This is a genomic window from Psychrobacter sp. H29 (genome assembly GCF_059073055.1).
This window is the reverse complement of record NZ_JCACRY010000001.1, coordinates 1176574-1197918: the sequence shown is the minus strand read 5'-3', so window position 1 is coordinate 1197918 and position 21345 is coordinate 1176574. Positions and strand designations below refer to the sequence as shown.

Here is a 21345-nt window from a genome sequence, read left to right as displayed (position 1 = left end):
AGTGATACAACCAACCTCATCGTGAGGTAATCGGTGGATAAAGGGGTAGAGCAGTCATGATAAACAAGCTTCCGATAACAAATAACTTCCCAATGACAATGCTTGCGCAAATGGACGAAGTGGCTGTTTTTCAAACGGCTGCGTTTGCGTATGATGATATGGATGACTCTGTTACCAAAAACCAGTGTATGGGGTATGAGGGTCAGTCAAATTATGGTGAGCTGAATCTAGGTCTTCATGTCAATGATAATGCACTGCAAGTACTAGATAACCGCATGAGTCTATTAGCTGCTATCAATGAGCAGCTGGCAAGTGAGTCATCGACAGATGGGCAGTATGGCAGTATCAATAGTATACATTGGGTCAGTCAAGTCCATGGACAGCAAATCCACGATATTGATGCGACGACGTTGAGTATGACGCCATTGGCTGCTGATGCAATGGTCAGCCAACAACGTGGGCGCGGACTAGCGATAATGACGGCAGACTGTGTGCCGATTGTCTTATATCAGCCCACCAGTGACAAAATAGCGGCGATCCATGCAGGCTGGCAAGGGCTGGCGTGTGGCGTCATTCAAGAGACGGTACAGCGCTTTATCGATTCAGGGGCTATACAGGCTTGGATAGGGGTCTGTATCAGTCAGGCTAACTACGAAGTAAATACAGACGTTCGCGATAAGCTACTAGCAGGATGCATAGAGCATCAGGCATTATCACAGGAACATATCGATAATTTTGCGACGCTGTTTTCTATCCCATCTATCGATGACAAGGTCAAGCTGGATTTACCGAAGCTTGCTGCCATGCAGTTAGAAGCGGCTGGCGCTACCATTATGAATGATTTGCCAGTTAACTGTAGTTACGCAGATACTCACTATTACTCTTACCGTCGTCAGACCCATATGCAGCAGCCAGCAACGGGCCGCATGGCACTGGTCGTTGTGCGCCGTTAGAAGCGCTCTAATTATATACAGATTTAGCAGGCAATAAAAAACAGCAGAATAATCTGCTGTTTTTTTATTTAAGAACTAAATTTGTATTAACAAACAGAATCGCTAGATTTTGGCACTGATAAGCCAAACAAAGGGCGTAAATACAGTGCTAAGAACGTACCTGCCATTGCGAGTATGCCCCAGATATAACCATGTAAGCTAAAAGAAGCGATACCGCCAAAATAAGCGCCAATGTTGCAGCCGAATGCTAAACGTGCGCCATATCCCATCATCAACCCGCCAATGACAGACGCTGCAAAATTACCTGTGGTAATCTTGGTAAATTTGAATAAGCCGCCCGCTGCAGAAGCGATAAACGCACCGACGATGATACCGATATTTAGTACCGTGGTCGAATCTGCGAAGATAGAGGCTTCTAGAGCTGCTGCATTAGCACCCTGCCAGTAGCCCCAGCTGGCGACATCCATACCAAAGCCGCTTGCAATTTTAGAACCCCATAATGTAAAGGCAGAGGTAATCCCCCACGGTTGACCACGCGTGAGCAGTGTCAGTCCGTTAAGTAGAGCCAATACGATAGCGGCAGCAAACAGTGGCCAAGAACCGCGAAAGATTCTTCTCCAGCCAGACTCAGAGGGTACGGGCGCCATCTTTGGTGCGTTTCTTTTTTTCTCAACGATCAGAGTCACCCACGCGATGATACCGAATATCGCAAGAGACAATAGCCATGCCCCCGTATAACCGAGATCTGTGGATGTTGCCAAAGAAAAAGGCGCAGCTGCGGGCATCTCCTCTGTCCAAAACGGCAGATGATAAGCGCCAATCGTCGCGCCTATGATGAAGAAGATAAAGGTGATAAACATCACTGAACGGCCGCCGCCTACCGCATAGAGCGTACCAGAGGCACAGCCTCCACCAAGCTGCATGCCGATACCAAACACGAATGCACCGACGATCAGACTGACACCTAACGGTGCGACATAACCTGCCACAGGTCCACCGAATAGCGTCGTACCATAAGCAAGTATGGGCGCAAACAAGGTTACGGCAACCGCTAGCATCAGCATGTGTGAGCGCATCGCCTGACCATTGCCTACCGCCATGATGCGTCTAAAAGCAGAGGTAAAGCCAAAGCGTGCATGAAAGAGGGTATAGCCCAACAACAGCCCAATGCCAAGTAGCAATGATTGAGAGATATGCTGGGTAGCCAGTAGATACACAAGCACCATTAATCCTACGATACCGCCCCCTATGATCAAGGGTTTTTGCGGGGGATTCAGAGCAAGATCGTCTCTGACAATGGGGTCTTTTGTATCGTTTACAGGTTGAACGAGAGTAGTAGTCAAGGTAATAGCTTCCTTATCCGATAGTTTTATCAGATATCGTTTTTATGAGAATTTTTGTTTTATATATATGCAGGTCTACAGAGTTGAAAAGTCGTATCACGGTCAAATTAAGAGAAGCGCTACATCTTAATCCTATTAAGCGTAATGTAAACCTGAAGCGAGTAGAATAATTTGAATTAGCATATAATTATTTGGAATATAGGAGGTAGTTGCTGATATTGTTCGAGGTTGATAGTCGTCTATATAGTTACTAAACATAAGGGTTATCAGCATATGAAGGCCATTACGTCTATTTAAGGTAAGACTCTAGGCTGTATTGATCGTGCCTAGCGCCTCGTTTGGTAAACCGCGTAGCCTGATAGTTTGATAGGTTGGAATCTAACAAATAACTCAAAAATAAAAATACGTCTGATACAATAGGCTTGAATTCAATGAAGTTCATCGCATATATGATGATACGTGTACGCTGACGTATAAAAGTCATGTGGAAGCTTTGTCATTTAGAGATTTTACCATTTAGAAATGTTGTCATCGACGCTTTTGTCCATGAAAGTGATTGATTTAGTAATCAATTGCCTAGAGTCGCTTGTCAGCACTCGATTACTTATCAGTGATAATGATGACGCCTTTACCAATCAAAGCGATGTCACAAGCTACTGACTATCGCTAAGTAGCCGATATTTTATAATCTTCATTATCCAACCAATTATTTATTATTAGAGTACGTATGAATACACCTGTTAAATCGTCTGAAACATCTATTGATAGCACGCCCAACGTATCAATCGCTGTTATTTTTCATAGTAATTATGGTCATACCAAGCGTGTCGCTGAAGCGATCGTAGAAGGTGCGCATCAGCAGTTGCCGCAAGCTCAAGCAAAGGCAGTCGATATTTATGATATTGATTGGGACTATTTAGATCAGGCAGATTTGCTGGTTTTCGGTAGTGCAGTATATATGGGTAGCGTGACCGCTGAATTTAAGACCTTTATGGATGAGACTTCAAAGCGCTGGTACAACCGTAAGTGGGAAGGTAAGTGGGCCGCAGCCTTTGCCAACTCGGGCGGTTTGAGCGGTGATAAGCTTGCTGTACTACAGCAAATTTCGTTATATGCGATGCAGCATGGCATGAACTGGATCGGTCTGCCCTTGATGCCGACAGGTCATGAGTCACATGACTTAAACCGTTTATCTAGCTTTTTGGGTTTGATGACGCAGTCGCTTGATGGTCCACCTGAAGAGACACCAGGAAAAGGGGATATCGACACCGCTATTTGGTTCGGTGATCATTTGGCAAAGACTATTATCAAGCACCAACCAACTGATACTAAAAGCTAGACGAGCGGATAGCTAACAGACTAGTAGAAGAAAAAAGCAGACACCTTATGATGTCTGCTTTTTTTTATGCCAAATTTATCTTGGAGAGAGTTTTTGTACCGAGTCTCTATTGAGCAATTAGCGTAGTAGTAGGGGCAGCGGTCACAGGGATGGGGCTGTCAACAAACTGAAATGCCTGACACCCTGTCAGCATTATCGTCACTACCAACAAATAAATAAAGCTAAATGACTTCATGATCGTATCTCGAGGGCAGTGTTGACCAGTAATATTTTTCTACTACCGATTATCATAAGCGATGGCAGTAAAGTATTGGATGTATTTTAGCTATTATATATAAAAACCAGCCAGCTATAAAAGTTTAGACAAGATATATGTGTTTGGCTTTGTTTTTAAAAGAATTATTTATTCAATGGCAACCTACTTTATTGATTACTTCGCTTTTTCTGTTCCGCACATGATTAAAGCTGATGTGTAGTGGCAATATATTTGCTACTACACATATCAATCAGAACCAGTGAGCATCCGTCTATATATCAACTATTCGGTAGTATTGGTAGGCATCCTAATGGGTTGTATTGTAAATAAGAATAGTGATAATATGTTGAAAGCTGACCAAATAGTCAGGTATCTTGTATCTTTAAAATTATATCTCTAGCATTAGTTTCTAAACTGTTTGTGAATTTCTAACGAAACTGCCTGATGATTGCTGATATTTTTTATCCGTTTATTTACTATAAAAGTGTACTGTCGTCAATGTATTGGTATCTTGCAAGTGTGCCACAGAGCAGTCAATAAATTACAGGCTGTAGCACCCATGAATGATACGAAAACAGTTGCAATACGATACAAGTCGGATGCTTAAGCTGAGTGTTTGAGCCGTCAAATTCCTTATTTTTATCTTCATTATTTTAGCCGAGCCTTGCTATGATTAGTTTTTATCTCAATGGAAAAATCCAAGAGCTAACCCAGCTTAACCCCAATACGACGGTGCTTGAGTATCTACGATTGTATGAAGGCCAAATGGACACAAAAGAAGGCTGCGGTAGTGGTGACTGCGGTGCCTGTACGGTGATGGTTCAGCGTTTACCCACAACCAACCAGCAGTCGTCTGATGTCGAAAACGGCAGTAATGAAAGCACTGCGTCGCCGTTCTATACTATCAATGCCTGTATCACGCTAGTCTCGCTCATGGATGGCCATCATGTGATGACAGCGGCTTACTTAGCAGACAATCCTGATCATCACCCCGATCGTGCCTTGTTGCATCCCGCCCAGCAAGCGATGGTCGAGTGTCATGGATCACAGTGTGGTTTTTGTACCCCTGGGTTTGTGATGTCGCTGGCTTGTGTTTACGAAAACAAGCGTTTGCAAACCAATCAGAATGACAGTGAACAAAGTGATGCCAAGCCATTAAGCTATGATGAGGTAGTCGCGTCGATATCTGGCAACCTATGTCGCTGTACAGGTTATCGTCCGATTATTGAAGCGGGTCTACTGATGGGTGATATCGGTCAGCAAAGACAGGTAGAGCAGTCAGCGGTGAAAGATCTGACGGTCAGTTTGGCGACAGATGCCATGAGTAGTACAAAACAATCAGCAGCCCCTCATACTGCCTTAACTGAAGTTGAACCAGATAATACAGCGCAAAAAAATACTGAAGCTGCATTGACTGATGCTGGACGACAGTTGTATATGCCTAAAACAGTAGATGAGCTTAATCAAGTATTGGCAGCCAATCCGCAGGCAACGATTTGGGCAGGTGGCACGGATTTAGGCCTGAGCGTAACCCAGCATCTAATCGATCATGACGTCATTATTCAGCTCTCAGGTGTTGAGGCATTAAAGTCATGGTCGCTACTTGACGCAAAACCTGACTCTAATAGTGATAAGTCGGATAGCGAACAGCTGACAGCTCAGTCACTAGTACTAGGTGCTGGCATGAGCTATCAACAGATGCTGCCTGTGCTTGAGCAACACTTCCCAACCTTTGCGCAAGTGTTTGAGCGTATTGCCTCTCCGCAAATTCGTAATATGGGCACCATTGGGGGCAATATAGCCAACGCGTCGCCGATTGGTGATCTGCCACCGATTCTTTTAGCATTGGACGCTGCAATTCATTTGCGTCACTGTGCGACTAATACTGAAGCGTCAAGTGGCTCGTCTCATACGGATGAGATCATACCGTTATCAGAATTTTTCTTAGATTATAAAAAGACTAAGCTACAAGCAGGCAGCTACGTCGTCGCTATTCATATTCCTTTGATGAAAGACAATCAGCACTTATTTATTCATAAGATTAGCAAACGTTACGAAGATGATATCTCAGCGTGCTTGCTTGCGGCGCGACTGGATGTGTCAGCAGATGGTGCAACCATTGAGAGTGCTAAGCTAGGCCTTGGTGGTATGGCAGCGATACCATTGTTAGCGACCAAGTGCCAGCAAGCACTTATGGGACAAGCTACTGAAGTGGCAAGTTTTGAGAAGGCAGCCCAACGCTTATCTGCTGATGTGACACCGATGACTGATGTCAGAGCCAGCCGTGAATACCGCATGCATGTGGTACAGCGTCTACTGATGAAATGCGGTAAGCAGTTGGCAGCAGCTATGCAGACTGAGAGTGCCTAATCGTCATCATTGTCAAAAATTAAAAACAGCATCAATAAAAGCGTATTAATAGAAGAGACTTGCCATGAGCCATCATTCGTCCTTATTCGACAGTTATAGTATTCGCCGTGTGCGTCCGCCAAAAAACAAAATTGGCACCTCGGCCAAGCATGATAGTGCGATCAGTCATGTCATGGGGACGGCAACCTATGTAGATGATATTGCAAAACCACAAGGTACGCTACATTTAGCAGTTGGCAAGAGCAGCCATGCTCATGCACGTGTCCTGAGTATGGATTTGAGTGCTGTTAGAGAGGCGGATGGGGTTGTAGACGTTCTAAGTTTCCAGGATTTACCGGCGCAAACAGATATCGGTGCGGTGTTCGATGGTGAGCCACTCATGGTTGATGATATTACAGAGTATGTGGGTCAGACACTATTTGTGGTAGTAGCGAGCAGTCATCGCGCCGCTAAAAAAGCGGCTACTAAAGCCGTGGTTGAATATGAGCCATTGCCAGCGGTGCTGAGTATCGATAAAGCGCTAGAGCAAGAGTTTTTTGTGCGTCCGAGTCATTTTATGAAGCGCGGTGACGCCGCGACGGCGCTTGAGAACGCGCCAGTTCGTATCGAAGGTCATATTCATATGCGCGGGCAAGAGCACTTTTATCTTGAAGGGCAAGTGTCTTACGTGGTGCCGTGTGATGATGGTGGGCTGGAAGTATACACGTCGTCGCAGCATCCAAGCGAAGTGCAGCAGCTCGTCGCTGAAGTGACAGACTTGCCATTCAATGCGGTCAATACGGTCGTGCGCCGTATGGGCGGCGGTTTTGGCGGCAAAGAAACGCAAGCCGCGGCATGGGCGTGTCTGTGCGGTATCATTGCCAAGCGCCATAACGTTCCTGTCAGTATGCGTCTAGACCGTCAAGACGACATGGTTGTGACCGGTAAGCGTCATGAGTTTGCCAATCGCTATGAGGTTGGCTTGGATGAGTCAGGTCGTATATTAGGCGTCGACATGCAGTTGGCTGGTCTGTGCGGTTATGCGCCAGATCTGTCTGATGCCATTGTCGACAGAGCGATGTTCCATTGTGATAATGCCTATTATTATCCAGCGGCTCATGTGGCAGGTCATCGCTGCAAGACACATACGGTATCTAATACAGCCTATCGCGGGTTTGGTGGACCACAAGGGCTGATGACGGCTGAATATATGATGGATCATATTGCCTATACCTTGGGTCAAGATCCACTTCAAGTGCGCTTAGCCAATCTATATCAAGATGGTCAAAGTACGCATTATGGTCAGACCATTGAGCATTTCGATTTGGCGACCATCATGAGCACACTGGCAGAAGATTGCGATTATGACAATCGACGTCAGCAAATCATAGAAGCCAATCAAAAAGCTGCTGCTGAAGGTAGTGACAAGCGTTTAGGCATCGCGCTAACGCCCGTCAAATTCGGTATTTCATTTACGGTGCAGACGCTCAATCAGGCAGGTGCGCTGGTACATATTTATACCGATGGCAGTATCCATCTCAATCACGGTGGTACAGAGATGGGGCAAGGACTATATATCAAAATCGCCCAGATCGTCGCTAATGAGTTCGATGTGGATCTGGATACGGTCAAGGTATCAGCGACGCGTACAGATAAAGTACCTAACACCTCGCCAACGGCAGCGTCATCAGGTACTGATATCAATGGTAAAGCGGCGCAAAATGCTTGCTTGAGCATCAAAGCGCGCATCGTTGAATTTGCAGCTGAGCATTTTAAAGTGGCACAAGAAGACATACGCTTTGAAAATAACCATGTCTATATCGGTGATAAAGAAACGCTAACCTTTGCTGAGATGATTCAGCTGTCGTACCAGAATCGTATCAGTCTGTCGTCTACTGGCTACTACAAAACGCCTAAGATATTTTATGATCGCTCTAAAGCATGGGGTCGTCCGTTCTTTTACTTTGCGCTAGGTGCCGCCTGCGCTGAGGTTGAGATTGATACGCTGACAGGGGAGTACAAAGTGCTGCGCTGTGACGTGCTACATGATGCAGGGCAGTCGATTAACCCTTCCATTGATATCGGTCAGATTGAGGGCGGTTTTGTGCAAGGCATGGGCTGGCTCACAGCAGAAGAGCTGATCTGGAATGATAAAGGGAAGCTTGCATCTGACAGTCCTGCCAACTATAAAATTCCAACTGCGCATGACTTACCTAAGCAGTGGAATGTCAAATTATACGACCGCAAAAACGAAGAACAAACTATCTATAACTCTAAAGCCGTTGGTGAGCCGCCGTTTATGTTGGCAGCCAGTGTCTGGTGCGCACTCAATAATGCAGTGGCTAGTCTCGGTGAGTATAAAAAGAATCCAGAGCTGACCATGCCTGCAACGCCAGAAGCGGTACTAAAGGCAGTGATGCGTATGGAAGGTGCCTCATGGGAGCTAGAGACCAAAGCAGACAAGGATACGATGGATAGCCTTGCCACAGGCGTAGAAGAAAATGGCGACCTTTATAACGACAAGGTCATGCCGCAAGATGTGCGCCATGCAAAAGACATCGATCCAAAAGAGGTGACAGGCAAAAGGACCGATGAGCAGCCAGAAGCGATAGAGCATCCGAATGTTGCAGGGGCGAGAGGCCCTGCGCACAGTGAGTGAGTCATTAGCACCGCCAGTGATCTGGTATGAAGGTCTGGCACGATATCAGCAGCAAGGTACCGCTCATGTGTTGGCGACGGTTGTGGCTGTGAATGGTTCAGCCCCACGTTCGCTACAGGCAAAAATGATCGTCACGCAGGATGGCATCGTAGATACGCTGGGCGGCGGTGGTCTAGAGCATGATGTGATTACTACTGCTCGTCAGCTACTGAACGGTGAGATTTCAGCAACGGTATCAAAGGAAGTCAAACCAAAAGTATCTGAAGTCAATGATACAAGCGCGCCAAATCCTTCTAAAGCGGTACGCCGAGACGCGGTTTATACCAAGCATTACCCGTTGGGTGCGAAATTGGCACAGTGTTGCGGGGGTAGCGTCACCGTTATGTTCGAGTGCTTTAATGTGATACCGCCGATGTCAGTACTGGTATTTGGGGCAGGGCATGTGGCCTCAGCACTCATGACCATTCTTGCTGAATTGCCATGTCAGGTAGATTGGGTAGATAGTCGCCCAGAGATGTTTGAGCGTTATTTAAACAACAAGCCAAATACTGATAAAGCAGATCAGACAGACTGTAACCGCCACACTTCAATATCACATAACGATGCTGAAGCACGACCATTAGCATCAAACAAAACAGCATCAACCCAACCAACCTCTTACAAATTACCAGCGCATATCCGTCCGCATATCGATGACGATCCTGTAGATTTTGTGCGTCCATTTATAGAGCAGGGCGGTCAGCGTTTTATTTTAGTTATGACGCATGACCATAGTGTTGATTTTGAGCTGGTGCGAGCAGCATTAGATACTATTTCTGATAGCAGCTCAGCTGATGATAAGCGCTCAGATATCCCAGTACCTTATATCGGCTGCATTGCTTCGGCCACCAAAGCCAAACGTTTTAGAGACCGTTTGATTCAGCGCGGTTATAGTGAGTCATTAGTGAGTCAGCTCGTCATGCCCATTGGACTATCAATCGGCGGCAAAGAACCGATGGCAGTAGCAGTCTCTATCGTGGCACAGTTGCTACAGCGTTATCATCAGGCTGCTCTTTGAAGGAACTAATTACCTCATAAAACCGTGTCACTTTTTATTAAACAATCAAAATGCTCAGTACTTATTTATCAAAACGCTCAGTACTATTAAGCCATGTGAGACCACCAAATGACCCTACATATTTATCAAGCTCGACTGCTGCATTATTTGACCGAAAGCGATCGTACTGAGCGTACACCCTCTAAAATAGCGAACACCAATCAACCTGATCATGCACAGGTATCAACCATTGATCAAAGCACAATGTTATTACCCGTGATTGCAGGCGAGCGCATTTACCCTGAATATATTGCTGATGGTGCGCTTGTTGTAGATGATGTGACAGGACGCATTGTAGAGTACGGTCGTAGCGAGACTATCTTATCGACGTATGCTAATGCAGAGGGCAAGCCAGCAGTTAAAGTGCATGACTATCGCGATAAACTCATCATGCCAGGTTTTATCGATACCCATGTGCACTATCCGCAAATCGATATGATTGCCGCTTATGGTGAGCAACTGCTCGACTGGCTCAACAACTATACCTTTGTCACCGAAGCCAATTTTGCTGATCCAAAAGTCGCGCACGACACTGCGCAGTTCTTCTTAAACCAACTGCTGGCAAATGGTACGACCAGTGCCATGGTTTTCTCTACCAGTCACCCGCTATCTGCCGAGGCATTTTTTGCCGAAAGCCACAAGCTCAACACGCGTATGATCACGGGCAATGTATTGATGGATCAAAATGCGCCTGAGCAACTGTGCGTTCCTGCTGAGCAAAGTATCCGCGATACTCAAGACATCATTGATAACTGGCATGAGCGCGGACGTCAGCATGTCGCCATCACCCCGCGCTTTGCTATTACTTCGACACCGAAGCAGCTACGGCTGGCAGGCGAGTTATATGCCAGTTATGATAGTGTCTATTTGCAGACGCATTTGGCAGAAAACCGTGATGAGGTGGCCTTTGTTCAGCAGCTGTATCCCAATCACAAAGGCTATCTCGATGTCTATGATGATATGGGTCTGTTAGGTCGGCGCACGACTTTGGCGCATGGGATCTATCTTGAGACATCAGAGTATGAGCGCCTACGCGCGACTGGGACACAGATATCACATTGTCCGACGTCCAATCTATTTTTGGGTAGTGGACTGTTCGATTTACCCAAGACGTTAAGTTATACTGGTGTCAGTATCGCCACCGATGTTGGGGCAGGGACGAGTCTGTCTATGCTCACGACGTTATCAGAGGCTTATAAAGTTCAGCAACTACAGAGCAATCAGTTGTCAGCGCATCAAGGGTTGTATCAGATTACTTTGGGTAATGCACAGTCGCTGCTATTGGATGATAAGATCGGTAACTTTATGCCCAATAAAGAAGCCGATTTTGTCATCATAGATATGGGTGCGACGGAGCTGATGGAGCGACGTATGGCACAGACCAAAACGCTTGAAGAGCAGCTGTTTGTACTTATGATGCTGGGTGATGATAGAGTGATCGAACAGACAGTCGTTGCAGGCGTGAGTCGCTATTGCAGCGCTGCCTTACAGGACAAATATATCAGTGTGTGCTTGCACCAATAGCGCAGCCAGTAGATATCTCTTAAGAACAAACCCCCTGCTTCTACCAAATAGGAGCAGGGGGTTTTATGAATAAAGGTATCTTTATCCGGTGTTAAAAATGGAACTTTACTAGGGCGCTAGGAGCGCTTTGATTGACACCATCGACACCGTATTTGTTTTTCCAATAACTATACTCCATGCCGACTTCTAGGCGGTTATCAATACCGAGCACCTCCTGTAGATTGTATTTGATTTGCGGATTGATATGAATATTATCTTCAATATCATCGTTATTAAATGAATAATCGATAAAGCCGTCCACTACAAAATTGTTACGCTCCCAACCGTAGGTCAAGGTGATTTGTTGATCATCATCGATATTGTCATTAAAAGCATGGTATAGCGTTGCAGACGCGTACGTTGTCCCTGGAATAGGGATATTTAGATCGGCACCAATACCAACCAAATAATTGTCTTGATCAAAGCCAGTACTGTTTGAGCCAAATTCATAAGTAGCGGCTAAATTAACTTGCTTTATAAAGCTATTGTCAAAAGTCGCCATTTTGAGTGTAGGAGACAGCTCGCCATAAGTTTCTCTAAATCTATTGTTTTCAATATCATTGGCACCTTGATTTCGATCGACAAAGAAGAATACACCGCCCCAGTCGTGCGCAGAGACATGCTCTAATGTAACAGTCGTCAGCTCTCCATCCTCTACAAGGTCATAGTCACTGCCGTAAAGTACAGAAACGCTCGTATCGGTAAAATAGGTCTCAGCTTGGAGGTTAGACATGCTACCGAAAGCGGCGACAGCAACTGCTACCATTGACAACGGTTTAAGCAAAGACGGCTTTGGGCTAAATGGTTTCTGATTAGACAGTTTAGAGGTGGAGAGTGGGCTCGTTCGTAAATCAAAATGCAAAATGTAACTCCTTTATGTACGATGGAATATTAATTACCCTAAATTTATCTTTGATAATTCATAAAATAGGTTGTTGTTTGAAAATCACTATCAACTAACAATAAGCGTGCTATTGACCGGTTCTGTTTTTAAGTAGTAATCAATAAATAGCATTCATACGCTTACCCCTAAAGAGTATTCAATAATCGTGCCACGAACCTATAAAATATATGCTCTGCAGCATTTACTGGCTTTTATGCTTATTTGCTATTATCAGGGTATAAAATAAGCAAAATAGTCCTTAGTTTTTCTTAAATGCCAGACGCATCTTCTATATATTTGAGTAAATACAGAAAACAGTGCTTTTGGATGAAAAAGCACGTAAGAAAAGCACCAGAATGGACCTTTTTATGCCCCAATTTGGGCTGTATAAAATACCTTTGAGTCAACATAGATAGAACTTGCCAATCTGCCAAACATAAAAAAGCCAGCTAATAGGAATTAGCTGGCTTTTAGTTTGTATCGTACGTGCCGTATTAGCTGGTTAGCTGCACTCGTCTGCTAGTTTAATAAATACATGCCAGTCAGTAATATCTATCTCATGGCAATTGTTACCGTCGCCATTGATGCGATCAACCACCAGGAAATCACTATCACGCCCTAGTGCCAGTAGTGGATGATGCCAGACGTTAGCGTCATATTGCACACCCTGATGAGAGGTGGCATAGAATACAGCGAGGTCGTCAGCAGACTGGGGCGGTGTACCCGCTTTTGCAACAACGACGACATAGTCCTGACCTTCCATAGACACAAACGCTTGTGTTCCAAGTGGGTGGTACTCCATGACGGAGAGCGCAATAGGGTTCTCGCGCTTTTTGGCACGAAAGATACTCATACCTACTGTACCATCCTCAAGCTGGCTTTCAGCAAGTGCATGATGGCGAACGGCATAGCCATTATTGATCTCATAAGTGTTGTCAGCGGTTTGCTCATCATCACTATAGCGCTCGATGACCGAACCATAGGGGGCAAAATTTTCCTTGGTTAAAGGTATGGCGGTTAATATGACAGACATTAGGTAGTCTCGCTATCGTTAGGCTGGGCTGCGGCATTGTCAGCAATCTGTCCATATATACGCACGCGGCTGATACCACCATCTGGAAAGATATTGACTCGAATATGAGTAATAGGCTGGTCTATCTGAAGCTTATCTTTACTAAAAGTATGGACGTCATTGGCATTGGTCTTTTGCGGCTCAAGTAACGTCTCCCAAAACATGCTTTGAGTCACTAGCGTTTGCTCTGGTGTGTTTGGTGAGTAGACCGCTTGGATCGAGACTTTGTCAGGATAGTTGCCCTTAAAATGAGCCGTATCAATCTCAATAGAATCAACGATACCTGCTTGGCCTAAAGCAATAATACACCAGTCGTTACCTGGCTCACGGCGACGACGAGTCTCCCAGCCATCCCCCATATTGGGTGCTTTGGTCGGTAACAGTAAGTTGCTGGCTGCGCCAAAGTGCGCATCATTGCTAGCAATCGCGCGACCACCATTTAGCGCACCTGCCAAATCGAGCAACTCGCCTTGAGTATTGAGGCTCGCATCAAGCTGGATATCACCGTAGACACGTAGCCTAGCAACGCCGCCATCTGGATAGATATTCAAACGAATATGGGTCACCGTTTGCTCATGATCGATCTCGACAAACTCATGATTGTGTCCTTGTAGCGGCGTCATACCTACAAGCGTTTGCCAGTTTTTACCGTCCCAGTCTTCTTTGCTTAGGTTGGCAAGTTCAGTATCAGCCTGCTGTAATAGCTCTGGTGCATACAAAGCATCGACACTGGCAGAAGAGGGGAAGTTGCCAGTAAAGTGACTGGTATCGATATCGAGCCCAGCGATTTTGGTTGGGCGGGCAAGTTGAATAACCAAGTAGTCATAACCTAAATGACGCTTACGACGCGTCTCCCAGCCGTCCATCCATTTACCATTGTCATCGAATTTACCAACCACAAAAATAGGCGCATCCGGATTTAGAATACGGCTTTTATCTGCAAAAAAATCATCAGTCGCAAACAGTGATTTTGCGCCTAAGCGACTGTCAGCCACGTTTGATTTTTTGGTAAATGCTGGCAATGTCTCAGGTAAATTGTTTGCTGAGAGTATTTGTCCGACTTCTGAACTACTTTGACTCATCGTTATTTCCTTTATTCTATATTAGGTTGTATTTATCGTATGCGGTCTGTCTTATATGGTCAATATATCAAGATAATGACGGAGCTCACATCCAGTTGGCAGTGTTGTCTGACGTGGCAGGATGATTGTCGTACCAGTGCTTGGCGATGTCATCACGGCGACATATCCATACGTCAGGTTTATTGGTGATATATTGCAAAAACTGCTTTAACGCTTTGATGCGTCCTGCACGTCCGATAATTCGGCAGTGCAAACCAATCGTCAGCATTTTAGGCGTGTGCGCGCCTTCTTCGTAAAGGGTATCAAAGCTGTCTTTGAGATACTGATAAAACGGCTCTGCATGAGTAAACCCTGGGCTTGAAGAAAAACGCATATCATTGGTTTCTAAACTATAGGGTATGACCAGATGCGGCTTACGCGTGATGACATTGCCATCTTGCACTTTTACATTGAGCCAGTAGGGTAGCTCATCCCCATACGAGTCAGAGTCGTAGACATAGCCGCCTTGCTCAGCGACTAACTCGCGAGTATTTGGGCTATCGCGTCCGGTATACCAGCCGAGAGGCTGATTACCTAGCATACGCTTGAAGATAGTAGTCGCACAGCGAATGTGCTCGCGTTCAGTCTCACGGTACATGTCCTGATAGGTAATCCAGCGTAGACCATGACTGGCAATCTCATGACCGTCTTCTAATACACGCTCAATAATGTGCGGCGTTTTTTCGGCAGCGGCAGCACAAGTAAATGTGGTGATAGGGATGCCGTACTCTTTAAAGACGTCTAATACACGCCATACACCGACACGACTACCGTACTCGAAAGCAGACTCAATAGACTGGTGACGGTTATTGAATTCTGGTGTGCCCAAGATATCAGATAAAAAGCGCTCTGATTGTCCATCGCCATGAATGACGCTATTCTCTGCACCTTCTTCGATATTGAGTACAAACTGTACGGCGATTCTCGCGCCGCCAGGCCAGTTTGCTTTTGGTGGATTGTCGCCGTAGCCCTTTAGATCTCGTGGATATGTACTTAGATCAAAGTCACTGGTAATTTTTTGGGTCATTATCGATGTTCCTATATCTCTTAGAGCCTTAAATATTTATTTAAAGGTTACTGGCCAAGGATAGCTTTTCTTAGATTGTAAATTAAAGCGATGATGCATATGCGATAAGCTGCTGGCGCTCTGTATCTGTCAGCTGCGTGATATTACCAAGTGGCATGTAACCGGTCTGTACCGCAGTGACGACTTTTGCTTTATGTATTCTCAAATCTTCTGGTGTCTGTAAGATAATACCTGCTGGAGGCGCGGCAAACCCCTGTTGCGTTGGTTGTACGGCATGACAAGTGCTACAGCGTGTATGCACCACATCCATAATCGCGTCATCTGCTGACGCGCTTACGGGTACGGCTTCAGCAGTGGCAGTATTATCGGTAACACTGTTATTAGTACTACTATTAGGATTGGCATTAGCATTAGTAGCGGTATCAGTGTTTGAGTCAGGAGTCATGCTTGCAGCTGGTGGCGTGCTATCAGTCGTCGTAGACGTTACTGAGGCAGTAGAAGGCATTGCAGGCGCTGGCTCAATCGGCTCAGGTCGCATCCAGATAATGAGCAATACGGTCAGTATCGCTGGTATGACTAGGTAACGCGGTTTTTTGTGTCCCAAGTGCTTTTGGTTAAAGTAATGACGGGCAGTCGCGGTAATGATACCGACGAAGACCAACACCAACCAACCTTGCTCGTGAGCATACATCATTGGATAGTGGTTACTGATCATGGTAAAGATGAGTGGTAAGGTAAAGTAGTTGTTCATCAGTGATCTATTTTTGGCTTGTAGCGCCAATTCAGCCACTTCTTTACCCGGTTTTTCGCCGCGCCTTACGCAATCTACGAGGGCGCGCTGTGCCGGCATGATACCAAAGAACACATTACCGACCATCACCGTACCCAAGATAGCACCGATATGGATAAATGAGGCGCGATCACTAAACAGCTGGTACGAACCCCAACAGGCAATGATCGAAAGAATAAAAATCAACGTACTAAATATTAGGGCGTTTTTACCCAAATGACTGCGGACGATGACCTCATAAATAAAGTAACTACCAAACAAAAACAGCAAACTTGTGGCAATAGCGCCGATACTGGTAAAGGGTACCTTACTCGGGTCAATTAGGTAAGCAGTTGCATTGGCATAATAGACGATAGACATCATCGCCGCACCCGTTAGCCACGTGGTATATGCTTCCCACTTAAACCAATGTAGGGTTTTTGGCATCTCTTCTGGTTCGAGCTTGTATTTGGCAATCTCATAAAACCCGCCACCATGTACGGCCCAAAGATCGCCTGAGATCCCTTTGTCTGCTTTCCACTGTGGCGGCTTGCGTAGGCTCAGATCTAGCCACACAAAATAAAATGAGGCACCAATCCATGCTACCCCAGCGATAACATGAAACCAGCGGAAAAATAAACTCAACCATTCGAGAAGATAGGCACCCATGTAGTAATTGTCCTTTAATATGACCGTGTCTTGATAAAATATATTGATAAGCTTTTTTGATAATTAACAACGACCATGGTTTACAGTCGCTTTGATATAAAGTAATGAGATAAAGTGGCAACGTCAGCAAAATGTCAGCAATGAGTTATGATCATATAACGCGAATACACATTAAAGGACACCACGCTCTATAGGCTACGATCCACGGTACGTGCTATAACCATGGGCACTCAGTAGTAGTGGTACGTGATAGTGACTGGCATCATTCACCACAAAATCGATAATGACTTGCGGATAAAATGCAGTCAACTGCTGGGCATCAAAATAAGACTGAGTATCGAAAGTCACGGTATAGCGTCCGATGCTTAGCTGCTGCGCTGCGCTATCAAGCGTGGTATCAAATTGCCAAGCATCTGGGGTGACACGGCCATCTTCATTAGTTGTACCGTGTGCAAGTAGGGTAGCGCCGCCGCTGTCCTGTATACGGTGTAAGGTGACAGCAATATTGGCGGCAGGCTTACCAAGATGAGTATCCAAGATATGTGACGATAGGGTGGCAGACATGATGCTTCCTTTATATTTGTTAGCGATGTAAATTCAGTAACGATGTGAATGAGTCTAGAGTGATTGATGAACAAACCATTGTATGAATGTTGATCTTACGGTTCATCAAGTCGCAGTTATCTATGCTTGACCGAATAATTTATGTAGACGCAGGCGTGTGATCTTGTTTTGTTCAGTGGCTGCGTTCGCCAGCTCAGTGGTACGCTCATTAGGCAGACGAGCCAATAGTAAATCAAGCATTTGCTGCGCGCTTTTGCCAGTGGCAAAGACAATAAAAATAAAACCAAACTTTTCCAGATAGTCCTGATTGCCTTTGGCAAGTGCTTCGAGCACATCGTCAGCTGCATCATTAGCACCTGACTGCTCGTGGGCGGCGCTACCTTGTGTATTGCGATATTTTTCTTTTAGGGTTGCCACGTTACCGATTTGTGGATGACCATCGAACGCTTCTAGCAAGTCTGCCTCGTTGGTTTGTACCTCATGCCAGATAGTATCGCTACTCGTTAGCAGTGTATCCAAGTCTGTAAAAGGACGCGCATCAGCAAGTTTGCTCGCCCACGTGCTGCTGGTACAACACGTTAGCAGGTACTCGGCAGCCAACTCTTGAGACAGATCATTAAATTGCGCTAAGGTTAAGCTCACGATGATATCCTTTTATAATAGGACAGTCCGTTTACCTATCGGGTAACGGTTGTCTAATAATGATTTATACATTATGGTTATGGGCATAAATGTGACGGTAGCAGTAGACGTTTTACTATATACATGTTGCTTTGCATGCGTATATATTTCACTTGATGCATTTAATTCTTTATTGCTAATAACCATGATTTGTGTGGAATAGCATTGATAATAAAAAATTGCTTTATCGAATAAATGCTAACAATTCAGTGGTAAAAAAGCATGGCAACATGATTTTAGTAGTAATGTGATGAATTTATAGTTACCATTTTGCTAAAACCTGACTAATTGGTCAACTGTTTTATTAGAAATATTTTTATCCAGAGAATAATGCTGCACAACTCTGTGCATTTATAACCAAACGTCTCAGGGAATATAACGACTGTTTTGTCGAACCTGCCACTCGGAGTGAGATACCACTACCATGACTAAAGACAACCAAAAAGAAGATACCCTTACTACTGACGCACCCTCGCATCGAAGCCAGCAAGCGACGCGTGCACACAATCAAGCCTTGATACTGGCAGCAGCCGAAGAGGAGTTTGTGCTCCAAAGCTATCGCGGTGCTACGATGCAAGGAATTGCGGATAGAGCAGGGCTACCCAAAGCCAATGTTCATTACTATTTTAAAAACAAAAAAAACCTGTACATGGCGGTACTGCGCTCAATCATTCAGGAATGGAATGAGGGTTTGGTCACCATGACTGTAGAGAGTGATCCAAAAACTGTCATCGAAAAGTTCGTCCGTACCAAATTGCATCAAGCCTTTACCAACCCGAGTCGTCATAAACTGTTTGCTATTGAGGTTATTGGCGGTGCGCCGCATTTACACGAATTTATGTCTACCACGATGAAGGACTGGGTAAACGACAAAGCACAAGTCATGAAAGAATGGCATAAGCAAGGAAAAATAGGTATTACGGATCCCTTGCAACTATTGATTTTGATATGGGCGACGACCCAGCGCTATGCTGAGTTTGAGATAGAAATTGTCGGTTTGATGGACAAGACCGCTTATGATGCAGAAGACCAGGCACGCGCAGAAGCGTTTTTAGTGCCCTTTATTCTGCGAGGTTGCGGGCTAGAGTAATTACGGATTAAAGTCACAGGCTTTATGTCGTATGGGTTGTCTACGTTGAGTAGTCTACCTCTCATCACCAAGCAGCTCTACTGTGTTTTTCGCTGTTTGGTGATTGAAGGTTGTCAGTCAAGATCAGTCAGTTAAGAACAGCCAGATAAGATAAGTCAGATAAGATAAGTCAGCCAAGCGTAGTCAATCAAGCACTATGTACAGAGGCTTATCAAGTTGCTTCTTGAGCTTGCTCTAGCGAGTCTTTTTGGTGCTGCGCTTTGGTATCAAACTCAACGCCGTAGTTCTTCGGCAAAATCATATCAAGCGTAATCGCGACAATTCCTGACATCGTCACCGCTGAGCCAAAGATATTCTGAAAAAACTGCGGGGTTTGTGACAGTACATCAGGTACGAACGCAATACCTGTCGCCAAACCTAGAGAGGTAGCGATAATCAATACATTACGGTGGGTGAAGTTCACGGTAGACAAAATACGGATACCCGCAGTCGCCACAGTAGCAAACATCAATAGCGTGACACCGCCAACGACAGGTTTGGGTAATTGCGTAAAAACAGCCCCAAGCACGGGGAATAATCCCATCAAGCACAATATACCACCAACATAAAAACCGACATAGCGACTGGCAATCCCCGTCATCTGAATCACACCGTTGTTTTGGCTAAAGGTAGTGACCGGAAAGGTATTAAAGACCGCCGCAATCAGAGAGTTGACACCGTCACCCAATACGCCGCCTTTGATGCGTTTTTCATAGAGAGGGCCTTTGATTGGCTCCCCTGATATCATCGAGGTAGCCGTCAGATCGCCAGACGTCTCAATACTGGTAATGATGTACATAAAGGCAATAGGAATAAACGCCTGCCAATCAAAACCAAAGCCATATTTGAACGGTACGGGCACGGTAAAAAACGCCGCCTCAGATACCAATGAAAAGTCAATACGACCCATAAAGACAGCAGCGACGAGTCCAAGCATCAAACCGATAAAGATAGCGCTTGAGCGAATAACCTTGTTATTAATAATGCTGATGAGCACGACACTTGCAAGTACGCCACCACCTAAGAGTAAATTTGGAATACTACCGAAATCCTCCGCACCAAACCCGCCTGCCAAATCAGTCAAACCTACCTTGGTTAAGGACAAACCAATCGTGACAATCACACACCCTGTAACAATAGGGCTCATAAATGATTTGAGTTTGGTAATAAATTGACTCAAAAATATCTCGACAAATGCACCGAGAAATGAAACGCCAAAGATGACTGATAAAATCTCTTCAGGACTACCGCCACGGTTTTTTACCACAAACCCTGCGGTCAATACCGCCGCTAAAAACCCAAAACTGGTACCTTGTAGCGCCATTAACCCAGAGCCCACAGGACCTACTTTTCGAGTTTGAATAAAGGTTGCCACCCCAGAAACAATCAAAGACATGCTGAGAAGGTAGGGGATATGCTTACCCAAACCTAGAGTACCACCGATAATTAGGGAGGGAGTGATAATACCAACAAAGGCTGCTAGCACGTGCTGTATAGCACCTAAGAATGCTTTGATAGGGGTTGGGCGGTCATGCAGTTTATACAGTAAATCGGTATTTTCTGGAACGTTTTCACTCATGGTGGTTTCCTCCTAAAATAACTACTTGGCACCCGCGCAACGGCATATATCAGATAACATGGCAATCAAGTGGACCTCAGATAACATGGAGGTCATTAGATAAGAATTAATATCTAACCTTTGAGCAGTTTTTTATCGATTTATACAATGGGGGCACACATCCGATTGAATACTAGCCAAAAAACCCATATTTGTTGGCTAATACCGTTAAATTCTGACCATTTGGTCAGGTCTATTTAGGATATAGATAAATTATGAGTGAATGCAATGTTTTTTTTGGTACTAGTAGGTTT

At 45.1% G+C, this 21345-nt stretch carries 16 protein-coding genes; 7 read left to right on the top strand and 9 right to left on the bottom strand.

What is annotated here, in order from left to right:
• Nucleotides 1-56: 56 nt before the first annotated feature.
• On the top strand, nucleotides 57-953 hold the full coding sequence (locus AC5JP1_RS04690) for a purine nucleoside phosphorylase YfiH/LACC1 family protein (protein WP_493843333.1): 897 nt from the start codon (nucleotides 57-59) through the stop codon (nucleotides 951-953).
• 86 nt (nucleotides 954-1039) lie between these two features.
• On the opposite strand, the gene AC5JP1_RS04685 is transcribed toward AC5JP1_RS04690, so the two are convergent.
• Nucleotides 1040-2296, bottom strand: coding sequence for a YeeE/YedE family protein (locus AC5JP1_RS04685; RefSeq protein WP_493843332.1), 1257 nt, complete (start codon nucleotides 2294-2296; stop codon nucleotides 1040-1042).
• A 727-nt stretch (nucleotides 2297-3023) separates the two neighbouring features.
• Here AC5JP1_RS04685 and AC5JP1_RS04680 point away from each other — a divergent pair.
• The 5 genes from AC5JP1_RS04680 (at nucleotide 3024) to guaD (ending at nucleotide 11519) form a co-directional block, all read left to right on the top strand.
• Entirely contained in the window at nucleotides 3024-3635 is a 612-nt protein-coding gene (locus tag AC5JP1_RS04680; protein ID WP_493843331.1) for a flavodoxin family protein, read from the top strand.
• A gap of 925 nt (nucleotides 3636-4560) precedes the next feature.
• On the top strand, nucleotides 4561-6261 hold the full coding sequence (locus tag AC5JP1_RS04675; RefSeq protein WP_493843330.1) for a xanthine dehydrogenase small subunit: 1701 nt from the start codon (nucleotides 4561-4563) through the stop codon (nucleotides 6259-6261).
• A gap of 64 nt (nucleotides 6262-6325) precedes the next feature.
• A complete protein-coding gene (gene xdhB / locus AC5JP1_RS04670) occupies nucleotides 6326-8899 on the top strand; it encodes a xanthine dehydrogenase molybdopterin binding subunit (RefSeq protein ID WP_493843329.1) in 2574 nt (857 codons plus the stop codon).
• Nucleotides 8892-9956: an XdhC family protein gene (locus tag AC5JP1_RS04665; protein ID WP_493843328.1), complete on the top strand. Its 1065-nt coding sequence runs from the start codon at nucleotides 8892-8894 to the stop codon at nucleotides 9954-9956. Before xdhB ends, AC5JP1_RS04665 begins: the two co-directional genes overlap by 8 nt.
• Before the next feature lie 108 nt (nucleotides 9957-10064).
• A complete protein-coding gene (guaD, locus tag AC5JP1_RS04660; RefSeq protein ID WP_493843327.1) occupies nucleotides 10065-11519 on the top strand; it encodes a guanine deaminase in 1455 nt (484 codons plus the stop codon).
• Nucleotides 11520-11610: 91 nt separating this feature from the next.
• On the opposite strand, the gene AC5JP1_RS04655 is transcribed toward guaD, so the two are convergent.
• The 7 genes from AC5JP1_RS04655 to uraD all read right to left on the bottom strand — a co-directional run bounded on the left by AC5JP1_RS04655 (nucleotide 11611) and on the right by uraD (nucleotide 18305).
• Nucleotides 11611-12420 carry a DUF5020 family protein gene (locus AC5JP1_RS04655; RefSeq protein ID WP_493843326.1) on the bottom strand — a complete coding sequence of 270 codons (810 nt, stop codon included), beginning with the start codon at nucleotides 12418-12420 and terminating at the stop codon, nucleotides 11611-11613.
• A gap of 523 nt (nucleotides 12421-12943) precedes the next feature.
• A complete protein-coding gene (locus AC5JP1_RS04650) occupies nucleotides 12944-13474 on the bottom strand; it encodes an ureidoglycolate lyase (protein ID WP_493843325.1) in 531 nt (176 codons plus the stop codon).
• The gene (alc, locus tag AC5JP1_RS04645; RefSeq protein ID WP_493843324.1) at nucleotides 13474-14595 is read right to left on the bottom strand and encodes an allantoicase; all 1122 of its coding nucleotides are present in this window, start codon (nucleotides 14593-14595) and stop codon (nucleotides 13474-13476) included. Before alc ends, AC5JP1_RS04650 begins: the two co-directional genes overlap by 1 nt.
• A gap of 85 nt (nucleotides 14596-14680) precedes the next feature.
• A complete protein-coding gene (puuE, locus tag AC5JP1_RS04640; RefSeq protein WP_493843323.1) occupies nucleotides 14681-15661 on the bottom strand; it encodes an allantoinase PuuE in 981 nt (326 codons plus the stop codon).
• Between the two features lie 82 nt (nucleotides 15662-15743).
• Entirely contained in the window at nucleotides 15744-17099 is a 1356-nt protein-coding gene (locus tag AC5JP1_RS04635) for a urate hydroxylase PuuD (RefSeq protein ID WP_493843322.1), read from the bottom strand.
• A gap of 195 nt (nucleotides 17100-17294) precedes the next feature.
• Nucleotides 17295-17663, bottom strand: a complete 369-nt coding sequence (gene uraH / locus AC5JP1_RS04630) for a hydroxyisourate hydrolase (protein WP_319050317.1) — start codon at nucleotides 17661-17663, stop codon at nucleotides 17295-17297.
• A 120-nt stretch (nucleotides 17664-17783) separates the two neighbouring features.
• Entirely contained in the window at nucleotides 17784-18305 is a 522-nt protein-coding gene (gene uraD / locus AC5JP1_RS04625; RefSeq protein ID WP_493843321.1) for a 2-oxo-4-hydroxy-4-carboxy-5-ureidoimidazoline decarboxylase, read from the bottom strand.
• A gap of 463 nt (nucleotides 18306-18768) precedes the next feature.
• Between uraD and AC5JP1_RS04620 the strand changes: the two genes are divergently transcribed.
• Nucleotides 18769-19434: a TetR/AcrR family transcriptional regulator gene (locus AC5JP1_RS04620; RefSeq protein ID WP_493843320.1), complete on the top strand. Its 666-nt coding sequence runs from the start codon at nucleotides 18769-18771 to the stop codon at nucleotides 19432-19434.
• A gap of 211 nt (nucleotides 19435-19645) precedes the next feature.
• Here the strand turns inward: AC5JP1_RS04620 and AC5JP1_RS04615 are convergent, their stop codons facing one another.
• A complete protein-coding gene (locus AC5JP1_RS04615) occupies nucleotides 19646-21052 on the bottom strand; it encodes a nucleobase:cation symporter-2 family protein (RefSeq protein WP_493843319.1) in 1407 nt (468 codons plus the stop codon).
• Between the last annotated feature and the right edge of the window lie 293 nt (nucleotides 21053-21345).